Here is a 20,273-nt window from a genome sequence, read left to right as displayed (position 1 = left end):
CTCCGACAGGTGCCGGGGGCTTTCGGAACGCTACCGCGCTGCCACCGTGGCCGGGCGTAGAATCTACGCATGCCTGAGTTGCCTGAAGTTGAAACCACCCGGCGTGGACTGGCGCCGCACCTGCTGGAACGTGCCATCCATGGGGTGATCCTGCGCCGCAGCGAGCTGCGCTGGCCGATCCCGGACGAGGTGGCCGCCCTGTTGCCGGGGCAGCGCATCGTGGATGTGCGCCGGCGTGCCAAGTACCTGCTGCTGGACACCGAAGCCGGTAGTGCGCTGCTGCACCTGGGAATGTCCGGCAGCCTGCGCGTGCTGCCGGGCGATACGCCGCTGCGCGCGCATGACCACGTGGATATCAGCCTGGACAACGGCCGCCTGCTGCGCTTCAACGATCCGCGCCGTTTCGGCAGCCTGTTGTGGCAGCCGCCGGGCCAGGTCCACCCGCTGCTGCAGGGGCTGGGCCCGGAGCCGCTGGACGATGCCTTCGATGGTGACTACCTGTTCCAGCGCAGCCGCGGCCGCAAGGCGCCGATCAAGACCTTCCTGATGGACCAGGCGGTGGTGGTGGGCGTGGGCAACATCTATGCGGCCGAAAGCCTGTTCCGGGCCGGCATCAGCCCGCTGCGCGAGGCCGGCAAGGTATCGCGCGAGCGCTACGTGCGGCTGGCGGAGGCGGTCAAGCAGATCCTGCAGCATGCGATCACCCGCGGTGGCACCACCCTGCGCGATTTCATCAGTCCCGACGGGGCGCCCGGCTACTTCGAACAGGAGCTGTGGGTTTACGGGCGCGATGGCCAGCCCTGTCGGGCCTGCGGGCGTCCGCTGAAGCACGCCACCATCGGCCAGCGTGCCAGCGTCTGGTGTGGTTCCTGCCAGCGCTGAGGGCTTTTTCGCCAAGCACGCCGGACAGGGCTATAGTCGCGCCACGACTCCCGTGGGAGCAGGCGCTGCGATGGACGAAGGATCTGACATCACCGTGTGGCTGGACTCCGCGCGCGGCGGCGATCGTGCCGCGCTGGACCGCGTGCTCACCGTGCTTTACCAGGAGCTGCACGGCATGGCCCGGCGGCAGCTGGCCGGCCAGCAGGGGCGCACCCTGGATGCGACCTCGCTGGTGCACGAGTCCTACCTGAAACTGCTCGGCAGCCGCGGCGGCGCGCGCTTCGAGGACCGTGCGCACTTCTTCGCCTACGCGGCTTCGGCGATGCGCAGCGTGGTGGTGGACTACGCGCGCAACCGCCTGGCCCGCAAGCGCGGCGGCGACCTCAAGCGGGTGGACATCCCGGAAAACAGCAGCAGCGGCATCCGCATGGACGAGGACCTGCTGGCGCTGGACGTGGCCCTGGAACGCCTGCAGGCGCTGGATCCGCACCTGGCGCGGGTGGTCGAACTGCGCTACTTCGCCGGCCTGACCGAACAGCAGATCGCCGAACTCAGCCAGCGTTCCGAGCGCAGCATCCGACGGGACTGGCAGAAGGCGCGCCTGTTCCTGCTGACCGAAGTAAGCGGGGACTGAGCGCGAGCACCGGCCATGGATGCCCTGCGCTGGCGCGAACTGTCGTCATGGCTGGACCAGCTGCTGGAACTGGATGAAGACGGCCGCCTGGTGCGGCTGCGGGAGGTGGCAGGACGCGACCCGGCGCTGGCCGCGGAACTGGAAAGAATGCTGGCCCATGCGCGCGACAGCGAGCAGTTCATGGCCCAGCCGGTGTTTTCCGCGCCCGGGTCATCGCGCGAAGGCACCCGCATCGGCCCGTACCGCCTGCTGCGCCTGCTCGGCGAAGGCGGGATGGGGGAAGTCTGGCTGGCCGAGCGCTGCGACGGCATGTACGAGCGCAAGGTGGCGTTGAAGCTGCTGCGCAGCGGCCTGGCCGAACCCGGCCTGCATGCGCGCTTCGCGCGCGAGCGGCAGATCCTGGCCCGGCTGCAGCATCCCCACCTTGCCCAGCTGCACAACGCGGGCATCGACCCGCAGGGGCATCCGTATTTCGCGCTGGACTACGTGCAGGGCGAGCCGATAACCGACTACTGCCAGCACGGCATGCTGCCGCTGGACGAGCGGCTGTGGTTGATGCTGCAGGTGTGTTCGGTGGTGGCCCATGCGCATGCCAACCTGGTGGTGCACCGTGACCTGAAGCCGTCCAACATCCTGGTCGCCGATGGGGCGGTCAAGCTGCTCGATTTCGGCATCGCGGCGGCGGCGGCCGGCGAGCCGCGCGCGTTCACCCTGCACTACGCCGCGCCGGAGCAGGTGCGGGGCGATCCGCTGAGCACCCGCACCGATGTGTACTCGCTGGGCGTGGTGATCTACGAAGTGGTCACCGGGCACAAGCCGTATCGGCTGCGCCGGCAATCGGACAGTGAGTGGGAACGGTCGATCCTGGATGTCCAGCCATTGCCCGCATCACGCCGGTTGCTCCAGGGCGAAGCCGGGATGCCGGTGCAGCCGGCCGCGCGGCGTCTTGCCCGACGCGTGCGGGGTGACCTGGACCTGCTGCTGGGCAAGGCAATGGCCAAGGATCCCCAGCAGCGCTACGGATCGGTCGATGCGCTGGCCGAGGACCTGCGCCGCTTCCTGGACGGACGGCCGCTGCGCGCCCATCCGCCGGGCACCGGGTATCGCCTGCGCAAGTATCTGCGGCGCCATCGGTGGGGCGTGGCGGGCGCCAGCCTGGCCCTGTCGGCTTTGCTGGCGGTATCGACGATGGCCGTCTGGCAGGCGCGCCAGGCCCGCCAGGAAACTGCACGCGCACAGGCGATGCAGGACTTCAACATCGGCTTGTTCGATCGCGCGGCAAGCGTCCGCCACGGCCACTTCGACGTGCGCCAGCTGCTGGAAACCGGACAGCAGCGTGCGCATGCGGAACTGGCCGGGCAGCCGCTGGCGCTGGCCGAAATGGAAGGGGTGATCGGACGCCTGTACATCGGACTGGGCGACTACGAGGTAGCCCTGCGCGTCCTGGATCAACAGCGCACGCTGCTGCAGGCACAAGCGGACGTGCCAGGCGCGCTGCAGCTGGAAGCGGTGACCCAGCGCGCGCGCGCGCTGCGCATGCTGGGCCGTGACCGCGAGTGCGTCGCCCACCTGCAGTCCGCAGCGCACATCGCCGACCAGCAGCAGGACCTGCTGCCGACCGCCGTGGCGGGCTTCGCCAGTGAACTGGCCCACTGCCAGGCCCCGCTTGGCCAGGTCCGTGCTGCGCGCGCTGCGTTCATCCGTGCCCTGGCGCTGTACCAGCGCGGGGAGGGCAATCCGCGCGGCATCGCCGGTGCGCTGGCGGGGCTGGCCGGGCTGGATGCCGATGCCGGCCTGGATGCGCGTGCACTGGAGGGCTACCAGCAGGCGCTGGCGCTGCTGCAGCGCGCTGCACCGGGTACGCCGGAAGCCATCGGGATGCGCCGCCAGCTGGGGCAGATGCTCGCCCGCAGCGGGCAGGCCAGCGATGCCGCCGCAGCACTGGACCAGGCCTGGCAGTCGGCGGTGCAGGCCTTCGGCCCGGACCATCCGGAAACCCTGGTGGTGCAGCGTGCCCGCGCGCTGCTCGCGCTGCAGCAGGGGCGCCGGGCATGGGCCGGGCCGGTACTGGGTGAGGTACGCGACAAGCTGGCCTTGGCGCTCGGGCCGGAGCACCGTGAAGTCGGCCTGGCCGAACATGCGCTGGGCGAGCTCGCCCAGGCCGATGGTGATGTCCCTGGCAGGCTCAGCCATTACCGCAATGCGGTGCGGATCTGGCGCCAGCCTGGCCAGGTGGCATTGCTGCCGCAGGGCCTGCTCGACCTGGGCGAGGCCGAACGCGCGGCGGGCAGCCCCGCGCGCGCCGCCGCCGCATGGCGCGAGGCGCGGCAGTTGCTGATCGCCCAGCGCGGCATTCCGTCTGCGGCGGTCCGCCAGCTGGACCTGCGCCTGGCCCGCCTGCCGCAGCCAGCTGAACAAATGTCTCCGGCCACTGCCAACAATTAACGAATCTGTTGGAATAATGGCCGACCTTCCATGCCCCGGCTGCCTTCGAATGCAACGACGCGATTTTATCCGCAACGCTTCCCTGGCCTTGGCTGCCTTCGGCCTGCCTGCATTGAACGTAGGCGCCGCGGCAAGCCGACAGGTCGGCCTGCGCCGCCTGGGTCAACCGCTGCCGTTCGACTTCGCCCGCCTGAAAGGCGAGGCGCGTGCGCTGGCCGCAGCGCCCTACAAGACCCACAAGCGGACCCTGCCGGGACCGGTGGAAGCGCTGGACTGGGATGAGTACCAGTCCATCCGCTATCGCCAGGACCACGCGTTGTGGGGCAATGAGCCGGGACGGTTCCAGGCCAAATTCTTCCACCTCGGGCTGTACTTCCATTCGCCGGTGCGGATGTTCGACGTGGTCGATGGCAAGGCACAGGAACTGGCCTACGACGGCGCCGCCTTCGATTACGGCAAGAGCGGCATCAAGGGCGGCCAGCTGCCGGCCGACCTGGGCTTTGCCGGCTTCCGGCTCAACACGCGCAAGGATACCGATCGCGATTTCGCCGCCTTCCTGGGCGCCAGTTACTTCCGCGCGGTCGGCAAGGAGGGCCAGTACGGGCAGTCGGCGCGGGGACTGGCGATCGATACCGGGACCGGCGGGCCGGAAGAATTCCCGGACTTCATCGCCTACTACCTCGAACGCCCGGACAACGATTCGGACACCATCGTGGTCTACGCGCTGCTGGATTCGCCGAGCGTGGCCGGCGCCTACCGTTTCGCCATCACCAACGGCGATGTGTTGTTGATGGACATCGACAGCGCGTTGTATCCGCGCAAGGCGATCGAGCGGCTCGGCATCGCCCCGTGCACCAGCATGTTCCAGGTCGGCGAGAACGATCGCCGCATGGCGTGGGACTGGCGCCCGGAGATCCATGACACCGACGGGCTGGCGATGTGGAGCGGTGGCGGCGAGTGGATCTGGCGCCCGCTGGTGAACCCGCGCGAGCTGCGCTTCAACATGTTCGTCGACCGCAATCCGCGTGGCTTCGGCCTGCTGCAGCGCGATCGCGAATTCGACCATTACCAGGACGACGGCGTGTTCTACGAGAAGCGCCCGTGCCTGTGGGTCGAACCGAAGGGCGAGTGGGGCGAGGGCTCGGTGCAGCTGGTGGAGATCCCGACCGTGGACGAGACCTTCGACAACATCGTCGCGTTCTGGAATCCGAAGGACAAGCCGCAGGCCGGGCAGGAACTGCTGGTCGGCTATCGCCTGTACTGGGGCGCCGAGCCGCCCGCGCGTTCGCCGCTGGCGCACACCGTGGCCACCCGCACCGGGCTGGGCGGCATCATCGGCAAGAAGCGCGAGCATTTCTCGTGGCGTTTCGCGGTGGACTTCGCCGGGGGTGAGCTGGCCAGCCTGATCGACAAGGGTGAGGTGGAGGCGGTGGTGCAGGCCAGCCGAGGCACGCTGGAAATCGTCTCGGCGCGCCCGCTGCGTGAGATCAACGGCTATCGGGCCATGTTCGACCTGGTGCCCGGCGATGACAGTACCGCGCAGATCGACATCCGGCTGTTCCTGCGCAGTGGCGGCAAGACCCTGACCGAAACCTGGCTGTACCAGTACAGCCCGCCGCCGGCCGGGGCGCCCGAACGCACCCTGTACTGAGCCAAGCAAACGCGGGCCGGCGCTGACGCGCCACCCGCGCTGGCGCTTCATCCACCGGCGAGCAGCGGGTCGATGCGGCCTTCACCGCGGGTGATCTTCTTGAATTCGGCGCGGCTGACCGAGACATAGCGTTCGTTGCCGCCGATCTCCACCTGCGGTCCGTCCTGCACCGCATGACCGTGCGCGTCCACGCGCACGGTCATGGTCGCCTTCTTGCCGCTGTGGCAGATCGTCTTGATCTCCTGCATCTCATCGGCCCAGGCCAGCAGGTACTGGCTGCCTTCGAACAGCTCGCCGCGGAAGTCGGTGCGCAGGCCGTAGCAGAGCACCGGGATGCGCAGCTGGTCGACCACTTCACTCAACTGCCAGACCTGTGCCCGGCTGAGGAACTGAGCTTCGTCCACCAGCACGCAGCCGAGCGGTCCGTGCGCGGCGATATCCGCTTCGACCAGGTGTTGGAGGTCGCTGTCGCGCTCGAAGGCCACGCCATCGGCCTTCAATCCGATGCGCGAGGCGACCACGCCACTGCCGGCGCGGTTGTCCAGCCGCGGGGTAAGGATCGCCACCCGCATGCCGCGCTCGCGGTAGTTGTGCGCGCTCTGCAGCAGGGTGGTGGTCTTGCCGGCGTTCATCGCCGAATAATAGAAATAGAGCTTGGCCATCGGCAGATTCTAGCCGCAGCGGGTGGCCTCAGTCGCCGCGCAGCGGATGTGGAGCACCCACGTCCACGCTGCTGCTGTTGCCCGCGGCCAGCTGCTGGCCCTGCCACTTCCAGTAGGCGTCGGGCTGCCACAGCCGCGGGGCGTAGTAGATCTCCGGCACCACGCGCACCATCTGCCCGTTGAAGCGGACCTGCATGACGGTCGAACCCAGGGCGCCGGTGCGGCTGCCGGTCATCTCGCCCATGTTGCGGCGCATTTCGCGTTCCTGGCGCGGCTTGGCCACCGGGTCGCCGTACTCGGCATACAGCTTCTGGCCTTCGCTGACCGCGCGCTTGCGCTCGGCTTCGTCCAGCGCCGCCCAGTACTGTTCGCGGCGTACCACCAGCCATTCGGTACCGCGCTCGGCGGCCAGGTCCATCCATGCATAGCCCAGCGCGCGGTCGACCGGGCCGCCCTTGCCGTTCCACAACAGCTCGGCCATCAGCGCCTGCGACAGCTTGTCGGCATGCTGGGCGCCCAGCCGGAAGTAGCGGCGCGCATCCTCGGGCTTGTCGCGCTCCACCGCGGCCAGCCCGAGTTGCCGGAAACGCAGGTCCGGGTGCGCCTTGAGGTAGGCAGGCGAACTGACCACGGCGTGCTCCTGCATCGACAGCGGCGCGTCTTCGGCCGCCAGCTGGGCGTGCGCTTCGTGGGCCGGTGACAGCGCGGCGGCGGCGAGCAGGGCGAGGGTGGTAAATCTGTTCAGCTTCATCGGTCACTTCCTGTGAAACGTGGTCTGCCACCACTATCGCAGCTGCCCGCGCCACCGCAATCTGCCGGAGGTCAGGGTGCCGCCGCTACAATCAGCAGCACATGCACGGACTCAACCCCCCCCAAAGCGCAGCAGTGCTGCATATCGAAGGTCCCTTGCTGGTGCTGGCGGGTGCCGGCAGCGGCAAAACGCGCGTGATCGTGGAGAAAATCGCCCACCTGATCGGCTGCGGCCGCTATCCGGCCCGGCGCATCGCCGCGATCACCTTCACCAACAAATCAGCCAAGGAAATGCGCGAGCGCGTCGCGCGGCGCCTGCGTGATCAGGATGCCGAAGACGTCACCATCTGCACCTTCCATGCGCTGGGTTTGAAGTTCCTGCAGATCGAACACGCGGCGGTGGGCCTGAAGCGCGGTTTCTCGATCTTCGATGCCGATGACAGCAACGCACAGGTCAAGGACCTGATGTACGGCGCCAAGCCGGATGACATCGAGGACGTGAAGAACCTGATCTCGCGCGCCAAGAATGCCGGCTTGTCACCGGAGCAGGCGATGCGCGAGGCGCGCAGCAACCGCGAAAAGGAAGCGGCCAGTGTCTACGAGCGCTACCAGCTGCGGCTGACCGCCTTCAATGCGGTGGACTTCGACGACCTGATCCGGCTGCCGGTGCAGGTGCTGGAGGAGAATCCGGAGATCGCCATCGCCTGGCGCGAACGCATCGGCTACCTGCTGGTGGACGAGTGCCAGGACACCAACGATGCCCAGTACCGCCTGCTCAAGCAGCTGGCCGGGGACAAGGGCAACTTCACCTGCGTGGGTGACGATGACCAGTCCATTTACGCCTGGCGCGGTGCCAATCCGGAAAACCTGCAGCAGATGGCGCGCGACTACCCCGCGCTGCAGATCATCAAGCTGGAACAGAACTACCGTTGTTCCAACCGGGTGCTGCGCGCGGCCAACGCGCTGATCGCCAACAACCCGCACGAGCACCTGAAGAAGCTGTGGAGCGATCAGGCCGACGGCGAACGCATCCGGGTGTGGGAGTGCCGCAACAGCGAGCACGAAGCCGAAAAAGTGGCGGCCGAAATCGCCTTCATCGCGCAGGCGCGGCAGGTGCCGTGGAGCGATTTCTGCATCCTGTTCCGGGGCAATTTCCAGTCCCGCCCGCTGGAAAAAGCCATGCAGCTGGCGCGCGTGCCGTACCACCTGTCCGGCGGCACGGTGTTCCTGGAACGCCAGGAAGTCAAAGACACCCTGGCCTGGCTGCGCCTGCTGGTGAATCCGGACGACGATACGGCGTTCATGCGCGCGGTGCAGGCGCCCAAGCGCGATGTCGGTGCCGGCACCCTGGCCAAGCTGGCGGAACTGGCATCGGAAAAGGACATGCCGATGGCGCAGGCGGCCGAGGCACTCGGTGCGCTGCAGCAGCTCGCCCCGCGTGCGGCCAACAGCCTGTCGCGCTTCACCGACATCCTGCGCGACCTGCGCGCGCAGACCCGCGAAATCTCTTCCGGCGACATGATCCGCAAGGTGGCCAAGGAATCGGGCCTGCTCAGCGAGCTGCGCCAGCAGGCCAAGGAAGAAGCCAGTTACCAGCGCCGTGCGAACAACATCGAAGAACTGGCGCAATGGTTTGAAGGCGGTCCTCGCGGTGCCACCGCCGCCGACCTGGCCGGCCAGTTGGCGCTGTTGTCGCGCAACGACAAGGACGATGGCGGCAACCAGGTGCGCATGATGACCCTGCATGCCTCCAAGGGCCTGGAGTTCCCGTACGTGTTCATCGTCGGCTGCGAAGACGGCGTGCTGCCGCACCAGGTCAGCCTGGACGAAGGCACGCTGCAGGAAGAGCGGCGACTGCTGTACGTGGGCATCACCCGCGCCAAGGTCCAGCTGTGGATGAGCCACAGCAAGCTGACGCGCAAGTTCGGCGAGCACGTGCGGCTCAAGCCCAGCCGCTTCTTCGCCGAACTGCCGGCCGAAGAACTGCAGCGTGATGGTGCCGATCCGGTGGCCGATGCGGCGCGCAAACAGGAACGCGCCACTGCCGGACTGGCGGCCATCCAGGCCTTGTTCGACTGAGCGGCGAACGGCGCAGCCTCTCGTGGCTGGCGCTCAACGCAGTGGGTTCGTGGTTGGCCGGGTAGAGGGACTGCGCAGGGGACGCTGCAAGTACGTCCCTGTAAGCTCGGTCGCCGCATCCATGCGGCTCACGCCCCTGCGCAGCCCCTCTACCCGGCCTTGGACGGTTTCCTGGCGCGTCAGCCACGGAAAGAAAAAAGAAAATCAAAGGCAACGGCAACCGCGGGGGCTGAGGCACAATCGGGATCTCTGGCTGGAGACCTGTCCGTGCACCCGATTGAAAGCGAACGCCTGCGCCTGCGGCCCATCGAGCCGGACCTGGATGCCGCCCACATGCTGGCGCTGCTCAATGATCCGGGTTTCCTGCGCTTCATCGGTGATCGCGACGTACGCAGCGAAGCGCAGGCCCGCGAGTACATCGCGCTGCGCGTGTTGCACAGCTACGCCCTGAACGGCTTCGGCATGTATGCGATCGAGCGCCTTTCCGATGGTGCGTGGCTGGGCAACGCGGGCCTGGTGCGCCGCGATGGCCTGCCGGGGCCGGACGTCGGCTACGCGGTTCTGGGGCAATACGCCGGTAATGGGTATGCCAGGGAAGCGGCGCAGGCGGTATTCACCCACGCGCGTGACGTCGTGGGCCTGAAGGACCTGTACGGCATCATCAGCCCGGACAACCTGGCCTCCGCTGCGATCCTGCGCCGGCTGGGCATGCAGCAGCGCGGCCCGATCCAGCTGCCCGGCAGCGAAGAATGGGTGACCCTGTTCGCCACGCCGGGCGCGGCCGCCGTCACCGGCTGATCAGCGCCACCCGATAGCGGATTGCGCCCCACCCGGTCGTGCCGGCCGCGGGCCGGCAGCCGTGGCTCAGCCGCGCAGCGCGTCCAGCTCGGCGCGCAGCTCGGCGACCGCGGTTTCCAGCTGCGCCACACGCTCGGCCAGTGCCGGATCGTGGCTGGCGGCACCCGCCGGGGCCGCCCCGGACGAAGCAAAAGCCGCCGCCAGCGCCGCGCCATCGACGTCGCCGCACAGCAGGTGCATGTAGCGGTCTTCGCGCTGGCCGCTGGCACGCGGCAGCACCACCAGCAGCTCGCGCTGCTGCAGGCGTTCGATCGCATGGCGGGCCTCGTCGGCATCGCCGAAGCGGTGCAGCCGCTCGGCGCGCGTGACCAGCTCGGCCAACGTCTGTGGACCACGCAGCAGCAGCAACGCCAGCACCACGGTCTGCTGGCGGGTCAGGTCCAGCGCGGCCTGCAGGCGATGCTCGTAGCGGTCCGCGCGCGAGGAAAAATGCTGGCGCGCCAGGCCCATCGTTTCCAGCTGGCGCAGCGCATGCTGGACGTTGCCCGCATCCAGGTTCATCAACGGGTCGCGCGCGGTCTTCTGGTTGGCCGCCGACTGCGCCGCGTTCACCGTCAGCGGATAGGTATCCGGCGTGGTGGCTTCTTTTTCCACCAGGCAGCCCAGCAGGCGTGCCTGGGTGGCATCCAGCAACGGGCGGGCAGGGGTGTCGGGGGTGTCGGTCATGGCGGGCTCCGGTGGGTCGGTGGAACAGCCGTCAAGCATAGCCGCTGCCCCTGTCATCTTTGCCGTTAAAATGGCCGGGTTCTGAACATGGTGAAGCCAATGCGTCGTCGTACCGCCCCCGTCTCCCTGTCCCTGCTCGCCCTTGCGGTGATCGGGCTGTCCGCCTGCAAGCGCGTCGACGCCCCGCCCGCCGCAGACGCAGCTGCAGCCCCGGCCGCTGCAGCCGCGGCAACGGACAGCAGCGCCAACGACAACCTGAACGCGGTGCTGTGGATGCAGCGGGCGCAGGAGTACCGGGCGATCACCGAGCAGACCTACCGGGCCGCGGCCGATCGCCTGGATGCCGCGCTGAAGGAGCCCAACTGGGACGCGCTGGTGCCGGAAGAGCGCGGCAACGACGCCAAGGGCCTGAAGCCGGCGGTGGTGCTGGACCTGGATGAAACCGTGCTGGACAACTCGCCCTACCAGGCGCGCCTGGTGCGCGACGGCAAGGAATACGACGAGCTGAGCTGGGACCAGTGGGTGGCCGAGAAGAAGGCCAAGGCAATTCCCGGCGTCGTCGATTTCGCCCGGGCGGCCAACGAAAAAGGCGTCACCCTGCTGTACATCTCCAACCGCGCCGTGCACTTGAAGGAAGCCACCCTGGCCAACCTGCGTGCCGAAGGCCTGCCGGTGGCCGACGACAGCGTGTTCCTTGGCCTGGGCACCGTGGTGGAAGGCTGCGAGCAGGCCGGCAGTGAGAAGAACTGCCGCCGCCGCCTGGCCGGCGAGCAGTACCGCGTGCTGATGCAGTTCGGGGACCAGCTCGGCGACTTCGCCGAAGTCACCGCCAATACCAACGAAGGGCGCGATGCCCTGCTGCAGCAGTACCACGACTGGTTCGGCGAGCGCTGGTGGATGCTGCCGAACCCGACCTACGGCGGCTTCGAACCGGCGCAGTTCAACAACGATTACAGCCAGTCGCGCCAGGCCCGCCATGACGCCAAGCGCGCCGCACTGGACTATGCGCCGTGAGCCGCGCGCCGCTGCCCCTGCGTGATGACCAGCGCCTGATCTTCGCGCTGGACGTGCCCGATCGCGTGCAGGCGCTGGAGTGGGTGGATCGCCTGGGCGACAGCGTGGGCTTCTACAAGATCGGCATGGAACTGCTGGCCTCCGGTGAGTACTTCCAGGTGCTCGAGGAACTCGCGCGTCGCGACAAGCGGGTATTCGTCGACCTGAAATTCTTCGACATCCCGGCGACCGCCGCGGCCGTGATCAAGCGGCTGTCACAGTGGCCGGTCAGCTACTGCACCATCCATGGCTGGCACCCGGCGATGATGGAAGCCTGCGCGGCGGTCGCCGGTGGTGACATGCGCCTGCTGGCCGTGACCGTGCTGACGTCGATGGGGCGCGAGGACCTGGCGCAGATGGGCATCGACCGCGAACCGGTGGACGTGGTGGTCGAACGCGCGCTGGCGGCGAAAGCCGCTGGCATCGATGGCGTCATCGCATCGGGCCAGGAGGCTGCACCGATCCGGGCAGCGACCGGTAGCGGATTCTCCATCGTCTGCCCGGGCATCCGTCCGGGCGGCCCGGTGGGCGATGACCAGAAGCGCACGGTCGGGGTAGCAGACGCCTTCAGCGATGGCGCCGATGCGATCGTGGTCGGGCGCCCGATCCGGCTGGCGGCCGATCCCGCAGCGGCGGCGCGCGCCATCCAGCGCGAGATCGCCGAGGCGCTGCGCGGTTGATCGCCCAGGGTCCGGTGGCCTTCGACCACCGAACCCGATTGCGCGCAGAGGTCAGTCGCGGGTCCAGACGGCGTCGATGAAGGCGTCGATGCCCGGGCCGGCCAGTCGCGCGTAGACCCCCGGGGATTCGCCGCGTGCGCAGCCCAGACCCCAGCTCACCACGCCCAGCTGGACCCAGCCACCGGCGGGGGCGCGGGTGAACAGCGGACCGCCGGAGTCACCCTGGCAGGAATCGCGGCCGGCCTCGCTGGCACAGATTTCGCTGGCAGCATCGACGGGGATACCGTCTTCGGCATACAGCGCCTGGCAGGCGGGCGTGCTGATGAAGGGCACCTCGACCTGCTGCATGCGGCTGGGACCGCCCCCGCCTTCGGAGAGCGCGCCCCAGCCGGCGACCGTCAGCAGCCGGCCCGCCATCTCGTAGCCGATGCCTTCCTGGCCGAGCAGGTCGATGACCTGGGCGTCCGGTACCGGTGCGGCCAGGCGCAGCAGGGCGACATCGCTCTTGCGGGTGTCGGCATAGTCGGGATGTATGTGGATCGATGCGACTGCGTGATCGGTTCCGGTGCCGGCGGTAAGGTCGGTTTCACCCGTGCGGGCGCTCAGTTGCGCGGACGACCAACGGGTCACGCAGTGCGCGGCGGTCAACACCCATGACGGGGAAATCAGCGTGCCGCCGCACCAGTGGCGGCGCAGCGGCGTGCTGCCAAGTGGCAGCGCCTGGATACTGACCAGAAACGGATTGCCGTCGTCCGGAACATCGGTTCCGCCGACGATGGTCGGTGCGCCACGATCGGCATGCGGCAGCGACGCCAGTGCCAGCGCCGGCAGGCAGAGCAGGCTGGCAAGGACGACAAGAGAACAGGAACGCATGGTGGGCCCCTCGGATCCGGCGGATTGCCGGACACCAGTGGGCCCTGGCTGCCGCCCGGCATTATGCGATGTCGGTCACAGCGAACGGCGACAACGGTAGCCACCTACGCCGCCTTCCGCGCTCAACCGGCAGCGAGCGTGCAGCATCCGACAACCTCCAGCGAGTGTGGTTCAATGTCCTGTCCCCATGGCTGGGGGGAAACAACACCGCCGCCGCTGTCTTGCTGCTGACAGGCAACACCGGTCAAGATGCAGGCCGGTCTGGGGAGTCCGAACCATCATGTCGAAGACAAAACGGCGCGCGCTGCGCCATGCGGGTGGATGGGCTTGCGCGGCCATGCTGCTGCTGGCGATGGCGGCCTGTCAGCGTGACGTGGTCGATCCGGCCGCGCCGCCGGCCGAGCCGGTCGCGGCGGTGCAGGCAATGGCACGCGCGATCGCCGACAACGACCTGGTGGCCTATGCGCGCCTGTCGGTACCACCGGCGCAGTACGCAGCGCTGGAGCAGGCATGGAGCCAGGGCCACAGTCGCTGGCCGCTGACCGAACTGCCGTTGCACGACCAGCTGCTGCCGATGCTGCAGGCCCTGTCAGCCGACGACGGCAGCCAACGCCTGCAGCGCAGTTTCGACCGGCAACTGGCCGGCCAGACCACCGCCGTGCGCCAGGCCGCGCAGTCGATGGGCCTGTTCGGCGTGCAGTACCTGCGTCATGAGACCAGTTTCACCAGCAGCCAGCAGGCGCACTATGTGCAGGTGGTCGAGACCCTGGCGGCATGGGCGGCGGATGCGCCGATCAGCGACCGCGCGCGCGCGCGCGCCAGCATCGCCGCGCTGACCCGGGCGGCCAGCGCGACCGGTTTGTCCACTGATGACCAACTGCAGCAGGCCGGCCTGGCGGCCAGCCTGCAACGGCTGGGTCCCTTCATCGCAACGCTGAAAGCCGTGCTGGCCAGCTATGGACTCGACCTGGACGCGTCGATGCGCGGAATCGTCGGCGACATCCTGTCCCAGCAGGGCGACAATGCACTGGTACGCCTGCAGTACCCGCTCGCTGGCCAGACCATCAGCCTGCAGATTCCGTTGACCCGGCGCGAGGGCCATTGGTACCTGACCCGCACCCTGGCCGATACCGATGCGTTGCTGCGCAACGCCAGCGCGGCCAGAGCGAAGGCGGAAGCTGAATCCGCAGCGCTCATCGCACCTGCGGCTGAGACCGGGGACGATGCAAAGCCGCCGGCTACGCCATAATGGTGCCGATGTCGAAACAGAATCCGCTGCCGTTCCCCGGCGAACAACCTGAGCAGACGCCCGCCGATCCGGCGCTGGTGTCCCCGATGACGACCGACGGCCCGGTGCCGCCGCACGTTGCCGCGCGCGCGGCAGCCGGCCGACGTCCCTGGTGGGCGCGGTTGCTGGGTCGCCTGTTCGAACCCTGGCTGTCGCTGGACATCGAGCCGGAAGATCCCGGCCAGTACAACGACGGCCGTCCCGTGGTGTATGTGCTGGAGGACTACGGCCTGTCCAATGCGCTGATCCTGGACAAGGCCTGCCGCCAGGCCGGGCTGCCTTCGCCGCTGGTGCCGCTGCCCGGTGACCCCACCGGCCGCAAGCGCGCCTACGTGGCGCTGTCGCGGCGCAGTTCGAGCAATTCGATCATTCCCGAACAGCGCGGCGCCAAGACCCACTCCGACTCGCTGGCCAAGGTGCTGCAGGCGCACCGCGCGCGCGGTGAACTGGACGTGCACCTGGTGCCGGTGTCGATCTTCGTCGGCCGTGCGCCGGACAAGCAGAGCGGCTGGTTCGCCGTGCTGTTCTCTGAAAACTGGGCGCTGGTCGGCCGCTTCCGGCGCCTGCTGGCGGTGCTGTTGAACGGCCGCAGCACCATCGTCCGTTTCGCTCCGCCGATCTCGCTGCGGGCCACAGTCGATGAGGGGCTGGATCCCGAGCGCACGGTGCGCAAGCTGCAGCGCGTGCTGCGGACGCATTTCCGCCGCATCCGTGAATCGGTGATCGGTCCTGACCTGTCCACCCGCCGCCTGCTGGTGGACCAGGTGCTGCAGGCCGAACCGGTGCGCGAAGCGATCGCCGCGCAGGCCCGGCGCGACAACAGCAAGCCCGCTGATGCGTGGAAGAAAGCGCATGCCTACGCCTGGGAAATCGCCGCCGACTACTCCAGTCCGGTCGTGCGTTCGGCCAGTTTCATGCTCAGCCACGTCTGGAACCGCATCTACGCCGGCGTGCTGGTCCACCACCTTGAAAAGTTCAAGGCGGCGGCGCCGGGCCATGAAGTGGTCTACGTGCCCAGCCACCGCAGCCACATGGACTACCTGCTGCTGTCCTACCTGCTGTACGACCGCGGCATCGTGCCGCCGCACATCGTGGCCGGCATCAACCTCAACCTGCCGGTGGTCGGCACGCTGCTGCGCAAGGGCGGGGCGTTCTTCATCCGCCGCTCGATCCGCGGCAACGCGCTGTATTCGGCGGTACTGAGCGAATACGTCGCCCAGCTGGTCGCCGGTGGCTACTCCATCGAGTATTTCGTCGAAGGCGGCCGCTCGCGTACCGGGCGCCTGCTGCAGCCCAAGGGCGGCATGATCTCGATGACGCTCAAGGCGTTCCTGCGCCAGCCGCGCAAGCCGGTGCTGTTCCAGCCGATCTACATCGGCTACGAAAAGCTGATGGAAGGCAGCAGCTACCTCGATGAGCTGACGGGCCGGCCGAAGGAAAAGGAATCGATCTGGTCGCTGCTGTGGGGCATCCCGAAGGTGCTCAAGCAGAACTACGGCCAGGTGGTGGTGAACTTCGGCGAACCGATCGCACTGAACGACGTGCTGGCGGAAAAGGCCCCCGAATGGGATGGCCGTGCCGTGGCCGAGGATGAAAAGCCGGCCTGGTTGTCCAACACCGTCGATACCCTGGCCGAGCGCATCCAGGTACGCATCAACGGCGCCGCCGACGTCAATCCGATCAACCTGCTGGCGCTGGCGCTGCTGTCCACGCCCAAGCACGCCATGGGCGAGGCCGACCTGATCGCGCAGATCCAGCTGTGCAAGACGCTGCTGGAAGAAATGCCGTACTCGGACCGGGTGACGGTCACCCCGCATTCGCCGGAGCGGATCATCGCCCACGCCGAAGAAATCAACGTGCTGACCCGGGTCAAGCACCCGCTGGGCGATGTGCTCAGCGTGAGTGGCGACACGGCCGTGCTGCTCAGCTACTTCCGCAACAACGTGCTGCACCTGTTCACGGCCTCGTCGTGGGTGGCGTGCTGCTTCCAGAACAACCGGCGCATGGGCCGTGCCGGCCTGGTGCGCTTGGGACGCACGGTGTACCCGTTCCTGCAGGCCGAGCTGTTCCTGCCGTGGACCGAAGACGAGTTCGGCAAGCGCATCGAGCAGACCATCGACCTGTTCATCCGCGAGGGCCTGCTGCAGCAGGTCGGCGAGGACGAAGGCGGCGTGCTGTCGCGCAATACCGGGCAGACCGACGAGGTGTTCCGCCTGCGCGCGATCGGCCACTCCCTGCAGCAGGCATTCGAGCGATACTACATCGCCATTTCGGTGCTGGTGAAGAACGGTCCCGGCACGCTGGGCGCGGCGGAACTGGAAAGCCTGTGCCAGCAGGCCGCGCAGCGCCTGAGCCTGCTTTACGCACCGGCGGCACCGGAGTTCTTCGACAAGACCCTGTTCCGCGGATTCATCCAGAAGCTGCGCGAACTGCGCCTGGTCTGGCCGGACGAAAACAGCCGCCTGCTGTTCGACCAGCGCCTGGATGGCTGGGCCAAGGATGCCAAGTTCATCCTTGGCCGCGAACTGCGCCACACCATCGAGCGGGTGAGCCCGGAAGCGGCGCGGCCGGAAGAAACCGCGCCGCAGGATTGATCCGGCAGGGCGTGGCGACCCACGGTCGCCACCCACGCGCAGGGTTCAGGCCGGCTCGTCGGGGATCTGCAGGCTTTCCAGCCGGGTGATGCAGTCTTTCAGTTGCAGCCGGTGACGCTTGAGCCGCTTGGACTCCAGGTCGTCTTCGCCATTGGCCGCCATGCGCGTGATGCGTTCGTCCAGCGCGCGGTGGTCGGCGCGCAGCGCGAGCAGGCGCTCGGTGATCTCTGCGGGAGTGTAGGTGTCCACCCGTCGAGCATACACAGCGCGGGTGACCACCGGGAGAACCACCGATCCGGAAGCCTCGGAAGCGCGCATGCCAGCCGGTAGAATGGACGGATGACCGCCGTCCTGTCCCTGCCTGATCCCCTGCCACGCGGCCGCCGCGAGGCCGATGCACAGGGGGACGTGCTGGGCCGCGCGCTGCGTCGGCAGGTCGGCCAGGCCATTGCCGATTACGGCATGATCGGCGCGGGCGACAAAGTGATGGTCTGCCTGTCCGGCGGCAAGGACAGCTACACCCTGCTGGACATGCTGCTGCAGCTGCAGCGCAGGGCGCCGGTTCCGTTCGAACTGGTGGCGGTCAACCTGGACCAGAAGCAGCCGGGGTTTCCCGCCGACGTGCTCCCCGCCTACCTGCAGCGCCTGGGGGTGCCGTACCAGATCATCGAACAGGACACCTACTCGGTGGTCAGCCGGGTGATCCCGGAAGGGCGCACACAGTGTTCACTGTGCTCCCGGCTGCGGCGTGGCGCGCTGTACCAGCATGCCGCCACCCATGGCTTCACCCGGATCGCGCTGGGGCACCACCGCGATGACATGGCGGCGACGTTCCTGATGAACCTGTTCCACCACGCCAAGCTGTCCGGCATGCCGCCCAAGCTGCGCAGCGACGACGGCCAGCACGTGGTGATCCGGCCGCTGGCCTATGTGCGCGAGCGGGACATCGCGCAGTACGCGCAGGCACGCCGCTTCCCGATCATCCCGTGCACGCTGTGTGGCAGCCAACCCAACCTGCAGCGTCGCCAGATAGGCCAGCTGCTGGCGCAATGGGATAGTGACCATCCGGGGCGCGTGGACCAGATCGCCCGTGCGCTGGCCAGCGTGGAACCGTCGCAGCTGGCCGACCCGACCCTGTTTGATTTTCATTCCCTGGAGCGTCGCCACCGCGACGCACCTCCTGAGACGCCGTTGGCCGACGATGGCCACGGCGCCCTTCACTCCTGAATCCGGAATTCCATGTTCTTTCGCAACCTGACTTTCTTCCGTTTCCCTACCGCCACCGATTTCTCCAGCGTGGACACCCAGTTGCCGAATGCCCTGCTCAAGCCGGTCGGCCCGCTTGAGATGAATTCGCGTGGCTTCATCTCGCCGTTCGGCCGCGAAGAGAAGGAACAGTTCTCGCACCGCATCGAAGAGCACCTGTGGCTGACCGTCGGCGGTGAAGACAAGATCCTGCCGGGCGCGGTGGTCAACGACCTGCTGGAGCGCAAGCTGGAAGAGATCGAGTCCAACGAAGGGCGGCGTCCCGGCGGCCGTGAGCGCAAGCGCATGAAGGACGACCTGCTGCATGAACTGCTGCCGCGCGCCTTCGTCAAGAACTCGCGCAACGATGCCTTCATCGACCTCAAGCACGGCTACGTCGCGGTGGACTGCTCCAGCCGCAAGACCGCCGAGTACTTCATGTCCGATATTCGTGGACTGCTGGGCAGTTTCCCGGCGATGCCGCTGAACGCCGAAGTGGCGCCGCGTTCGATCCTCACCGGCTGGATCGCCGGCGAAGCGCTGCCGACCGGCCTGTCGCTGGGCGAAGAGTGCGAAATGAAGGATCCGGTGGAGGGCGGTGCCGTGGTCAAGTGCCAGCACCAGGAACTGCGTTGCGACGAGATCGACAAACACCTGGACGCGGGCAAGCAGGTCACCAAGCTGGCGCTGGTGTTCGAAGACAACCTGTCCTTCGTCATCGGCGATGACCTGATCGTGCGCAAGCTGAAGTTCCTCGATGGCGCATTGGACCAGTTGGAGCATTCCGATGATGACGGACGTCGCGCCGAGCTGGATGCGCGCTTCGCGCTGCAGAGCGCGGAAATCCGCCGCCTGTTCCTGCTGCTGGAAGAGGCCTTCAAGCTGAGCAAGGCCGACTGAACAGGGTGCGGCGGACGTTGCTGACATCGCGCCGCCCGTGGCGGCGTATGCTGGTGGCATGAGTCGCCTGCTCCGCCGCCTGCTGTCCCCCGCGCCCAGTACCACCGTGCAGCGCGACACCGTGCGGCTGCGGCTGGATGATGCGGAGATCGATGTACTGCGCGTGCGCGATCCGCGTGCGCGTCGCATCAAGCTGAGCGTGGACGAGCGCGGTGCGCGGCTGACGCTGCCGCTGCGTGCCAGCCTGCAGACCGGCGAGCGGTTTCTTGAACAGCATCGTGGCTGGCTGTCCGAGCAGCTGCAGCACTACCGCTCCGATCGCATGCCGCCGCCGCTTGTGCCGGGCGAACCGGGACGGTTGCCGCTGCGCGGTGAACTGGTTCCGCTGCGTTGGCAGGAAGCACGCTACGCCAAGCTGGAAATAGACGAACAGGGCGCCTGCGTGCACTGGCCGGCGCGCGCCACGCCGACCACGCTCAAGCGCCTGCTGCGCGAGTTCTACGAAGCGCAGACACGCGCCGACGTAGGACGCTGGCTGCCGCGCTACCTGCCCGGCCTGCCGCGCGCGCCGACGCGGATCCGACTGAAGGTGATGTCCTCGCAGTGGGGTTCACTGGCCCCCGACGGCAGCATGGCCCTGGATCTGGCACTGGTGCTCGGCAAGCCCGAAGCCTTCGAGTACGTGCTCGTCCACGAACTCTGCCACCTGCTGCAGGCCAACCACTCCCCCGCGTTCTGGCACGAAGTGGAACAGCGCTTCCCCGCCTGGCGGCAACAACGCGACTACTTCCAGCACGAAGGCCGCCGCCTCAAAGCCATGCTACGGCAACTGCTGTAACCCGGCCGCTGCTGACCGTTTCCGTGGGCGGCCGGGTTACAGCAGTTGCCGTAGCATGGCTTTGAGGCGGCGGCCTTCGTGCTGGAAGTAGTCGCGTTGTTGCCGCCAGGCGGGGAAGCGCTGTTCCACTTCGTGCCAGAACGCGGGGGAGTGGTTGGCCTGCAGCAGGTGGCCG

Annotated in this window: 19 protein-coding genes; 13 read left to right on the top strand and 6 right to left on the bottom strand. The window is 67.9% G+C overall.

Going from position 1 to position 20,273, the window contains the following annotated elements; genetic code table 11:
• The first annotated feature begins 69 nt into the window (after positions 1 to 69).
• From mutM to ABB28_RS05755, 4 genes are all read left to right on the top strand, one after another.
• Positions 70 to 882 carry a bifunctional DNA-formamidopyrimidine glycosylase/DNA-(apurinic or apyrimidinic site) lyase gene (mutM, locus tag ABB28_RS05770; RefSeq protein WP_057507728.1) on the top strand — a complete coding sequence of 271 codons (813 nt, stop codon included), beginning with the start codon at positions 70 to 72 and terminating at the stop codon, positions 880 to 882.
• A gap of 70 nt (positions 883 to 952) precedes the next feature.
• The gene (locus ABB28_RS05765) at positions 953 to 1,516 is read left to right on the top strand and encodes an ECF-type sigma factor (RefSeq protein ID WP_057507727.1); all 564 of its coding nucleotides are present in this window, start codon (positions 953 to 955) and stop codon (positions 1,514 to 1,516) included.
• A gap of 15 nt (positions 1,517 to 1,531) precedes the next feature.
• Positions 1,532 to 3,961, top strand: a complete 2,430-nt coding sequence (locus ABB28_RS05760) for a serine/threonine-protein kinase (RefSeq protein WP_057507726.1) — start codon at positions 1,532 to 1,534, stop codon at positions 3,959 to 3,961.
• A gap of 49 nt (positions 3,962 to 4,010) precedes the next feature.
• Entirely contained in the window at positions 4,011 to 5,612 is a 1,602-nt protein-coding gene (locus tag ABB28_RS05755) for an OpgD/OpgG family glucan biosynthesis protein (RefSeq protein ID WP_057507725.1), read from the top strand.
• A 47-nt stretch (positions 5,613 to 5,659) separates the two neighbouring features.
• On the opposite strand, the gene ABB28_RS05750 is transcribed toward ABB28_RS05755, so the two are convergent.
• Entirely contained in the window at positions 5,660 to 6,274 is a 615-nt protein-coding gene (locus tag ABB28_RS05750) for a thymidine kinase (protein ID WP_057507724.1), read from the bottom strand.
• Between the two features lie 28 nt (positions 6,275 to 6,302).
• Positions 6,303 to 7,025: an SEL1-like repeat protein gene (locus ABB28_RS05745; protein WP_083491952.1), complete on the bottom strand. Its 723-nt coding sequence runs from the start codon at positions 7,023 to 7,025 to the stop codon at positions 6,303 to 6,305.
• A gap of 101 nt (positions 7,026 to 7,126) precedes the next feature.
• Here ABB28_RS05745 and ABB28_RS05740 point away from each other — a divergent pair, with 101 nt between their 5' ends.
• Together ABB28_RS05740 and ABB28_RS05735 are read left to right on the top strand one after the other, a co-directional pair.
• Positions 7,127 to 9,103 carry a UvrD-helicase domain-containing protein gene (locus ABB28_RS05740; protein WP_057507723.1) on the top strand — a complete coding sequence of 659 codons (1,977 nt, stop codon included), beginning with the start codon at positions 7,127 to 7,129 and terminating at the stop codon, positions 9,101 to 9,103.
• A gap of 267 nt (positions 9,104 to 9,370) precedes the next feature.
• Entirely contained in the window at positions 9,371 to 9,901 is a 531-nt protein-coding gene (locus ABB28_RS05735; RefSeq protein WP_057507722.1) for a GNAT family N-acetyltransferase, read from the top strand.
• Between the two features lie 66 nt (positions 9,902 to 9,967).
• Here the strand turns inward: ABB28_RS05735 and ABB28_RS05730 are convergent, their stop codons facing one another.
• Positions 9,968 to 10,627, bottom strand: coding sequence for a YceH family protein (locus ABB28_RS05730; protein ID WP_057507721.1), 660 nt, complete (start codon positions 10,625 to 10,627; stop codon positions 9,968 to 9,970).
• Positions 10,628 to 10,726: 99 nt separating this feature from the next.
• On the opposite strand from ABB28_RS05730, the gene ABB28_RS05725 reads away from it, so the two are divergent.
• Both ABB28_RS05725 and pyrF read left to right on the top strand, forming a co-directional pair.
• Positions 10,727 to 11,641 (top strand): 5'-nucleotidase, lipoprotein e(P4) family, encoded by a 915-nt coding sequence (locus ABB28_RS05725; protein ID WP_057507720.1) that lies wholly within the window; start codon positions 10,727 to 10,729, stop codon positions 11,639 to 11,641.
• Positions 11,638 to 12,360, top strand: coding sequence for an orotidine-5'-phosphate decarboxylase (gene pyrF, locus ABB28_RS05720; RefSeq protein ID WP_057507719.1), 723 nt, complete (start codon positions 11,638 to 11,640; stop codon positions 12,358 to 12,360). Before ABB28_RS05725 ends, pyrF begins: the two co-directional genes overlap by 4 nt.
• A 51-nt stretch (positions 12,361 to 12,411) precedes the next feature.
• Here pyrF and ABB28_RS05715 read toward each other — a convergent pair whose 3' ends face one another.
• On the bottom strand, positions 12,412 to 13,233 hold the full coding sequence (locus ABB28_RS05715; RefSeq protein WP_057507718.1) for a serine protease: 822 nt from the start codon (positions 13,231 to 13,233) through the stop codon (positions 12,412 to 12,414).
• A gap of 280 nt (positions 13,234 to 13,513) precedes the next feature.
• Here ABB28_RS05715 and ABB28_RS05710 point away from each other — a divergent pair, with 280 nt between their 5' ends.
• Together ABB28_RS05710 and plsB are read left to right on the top strand one after the other, a co-directional pair.
• Complete coding sequence (locus tag ABB28_RS05710) at positions 13,514 to 14,482, top strand: hypothetical protein (protein WP_057507717.1); 969 nt, start codon at positions 13,514 to 13,516, stop codon at positions 14,480 to 14,482.
• Positions 14,482 to 17,115, top strand: a complete 2,634-nt coding sequence (plsB, locus tag ABB28_RS05705; RefSeq protein ID WP_057507716.1) for a glycerol-3-phosphate 1-O-acyltransferase PlsB — start codon at positions 14,482 to 14,484, stop codon at positions 17,113 to 17,115. The genes ABB28_RS05710 and plsB overlap by 1 nt, the downstream gene beginning before the upstream one ends.
• A gap of 45 nt (positions 17,116 to 17,160) precedes the next feature.
• Here the strand turns inward: plsB and ABB28_RS05700 are convergent, their stop codons facing one another.
• Positions 17,161 to 17,364 (bottom strand): YdcH family protein, encoded by a 204-nt coding sequence (locus tag ABB28_RS05700; RefSeq protein WP_057507715.1) that lies wholly within the window; start codon positions 17,362 to 17,364, stop codon positions 17,161 to 17,163.
• A gap of 90 nt (positions 17,365 to 17,454) precedes the next feature.
• On the opposite strand from ABB28_RS05700, the gene ttcA reads away from it, so the two are divergent.
• From ttcA to ABB28_RS05685, 3 genes are read left to right on the top strand one after another with little or no spacing between them, the layout of a single operon-like run.
• The gene (gene ttcA / locus ABB28_RS05695) at positions 17,455 to 18,342 is read left to right on the top strand and encodes a tRNA 2-thiocytidine(32) synthetase TtcA (protein WP_057507714.1); all 888 of its coding nucleotides are present in this window, start codon (positions 17,455 to 17,457) and stop codon (positions 18,340 to 18,342) included.
• A gap of 12 nt (positions 18,343 to 18,354) precedes the next feature.
• Complete coding sequence (locus ABB28_RS05690) at positions 18,355 to 19,260, top strand: recombination-associated protein RdgC (protein WP_057507713.1); 906 nt, start codon at positions 18,355 to 18,357, stop codon at positions 19,258 to 19,260.
• 58 nt (positions 19,261 to 19,318) lie between these two features.
• The gene (locus tag ABB28_RS05685; RefSeq protein WP_057507712.1) at positions 19,319 to 20,098 is read left to right on the top strand and encodes a M48 family metallopeptidase; all 780 of its coding nucleotides are present in this window, start codon (positions 19,319 to 19,321) and stop codon (positions 20,096 to 20,098) included.
• Positions 20,099 to 20,134: 36 nt separating this feature from the next.
• On the opposite strand, the gene ABB28_RS17720 is transcribed toward ABB28_RS05685, so the two are convergent.
• On the bottom strand, positions 20,135 to 20,273 hold a 139-nt coding region (locus ABB28_RS17720; protein ID WP_152983403.1), incomplete at its 5' end, for a YgjP-like metallopeptidase domain-containing protein.

It is taken from the genome of Stenotrophomonas chelatiphaga (assembly GCF_001431535.1).
GTDB lineage: Bacteria > Pseudomonadota > Gammaproteobacteria > Xanthomonadales > Xanthomonadaceae > Stenotrophomonas > Stenotrophomonas chelatiphaga.
The sequence above is the reverse complement of the archived record's forward strand: the minus strand, read 5'-3'. Positions and strand labels throughout refer to the sequence as shown.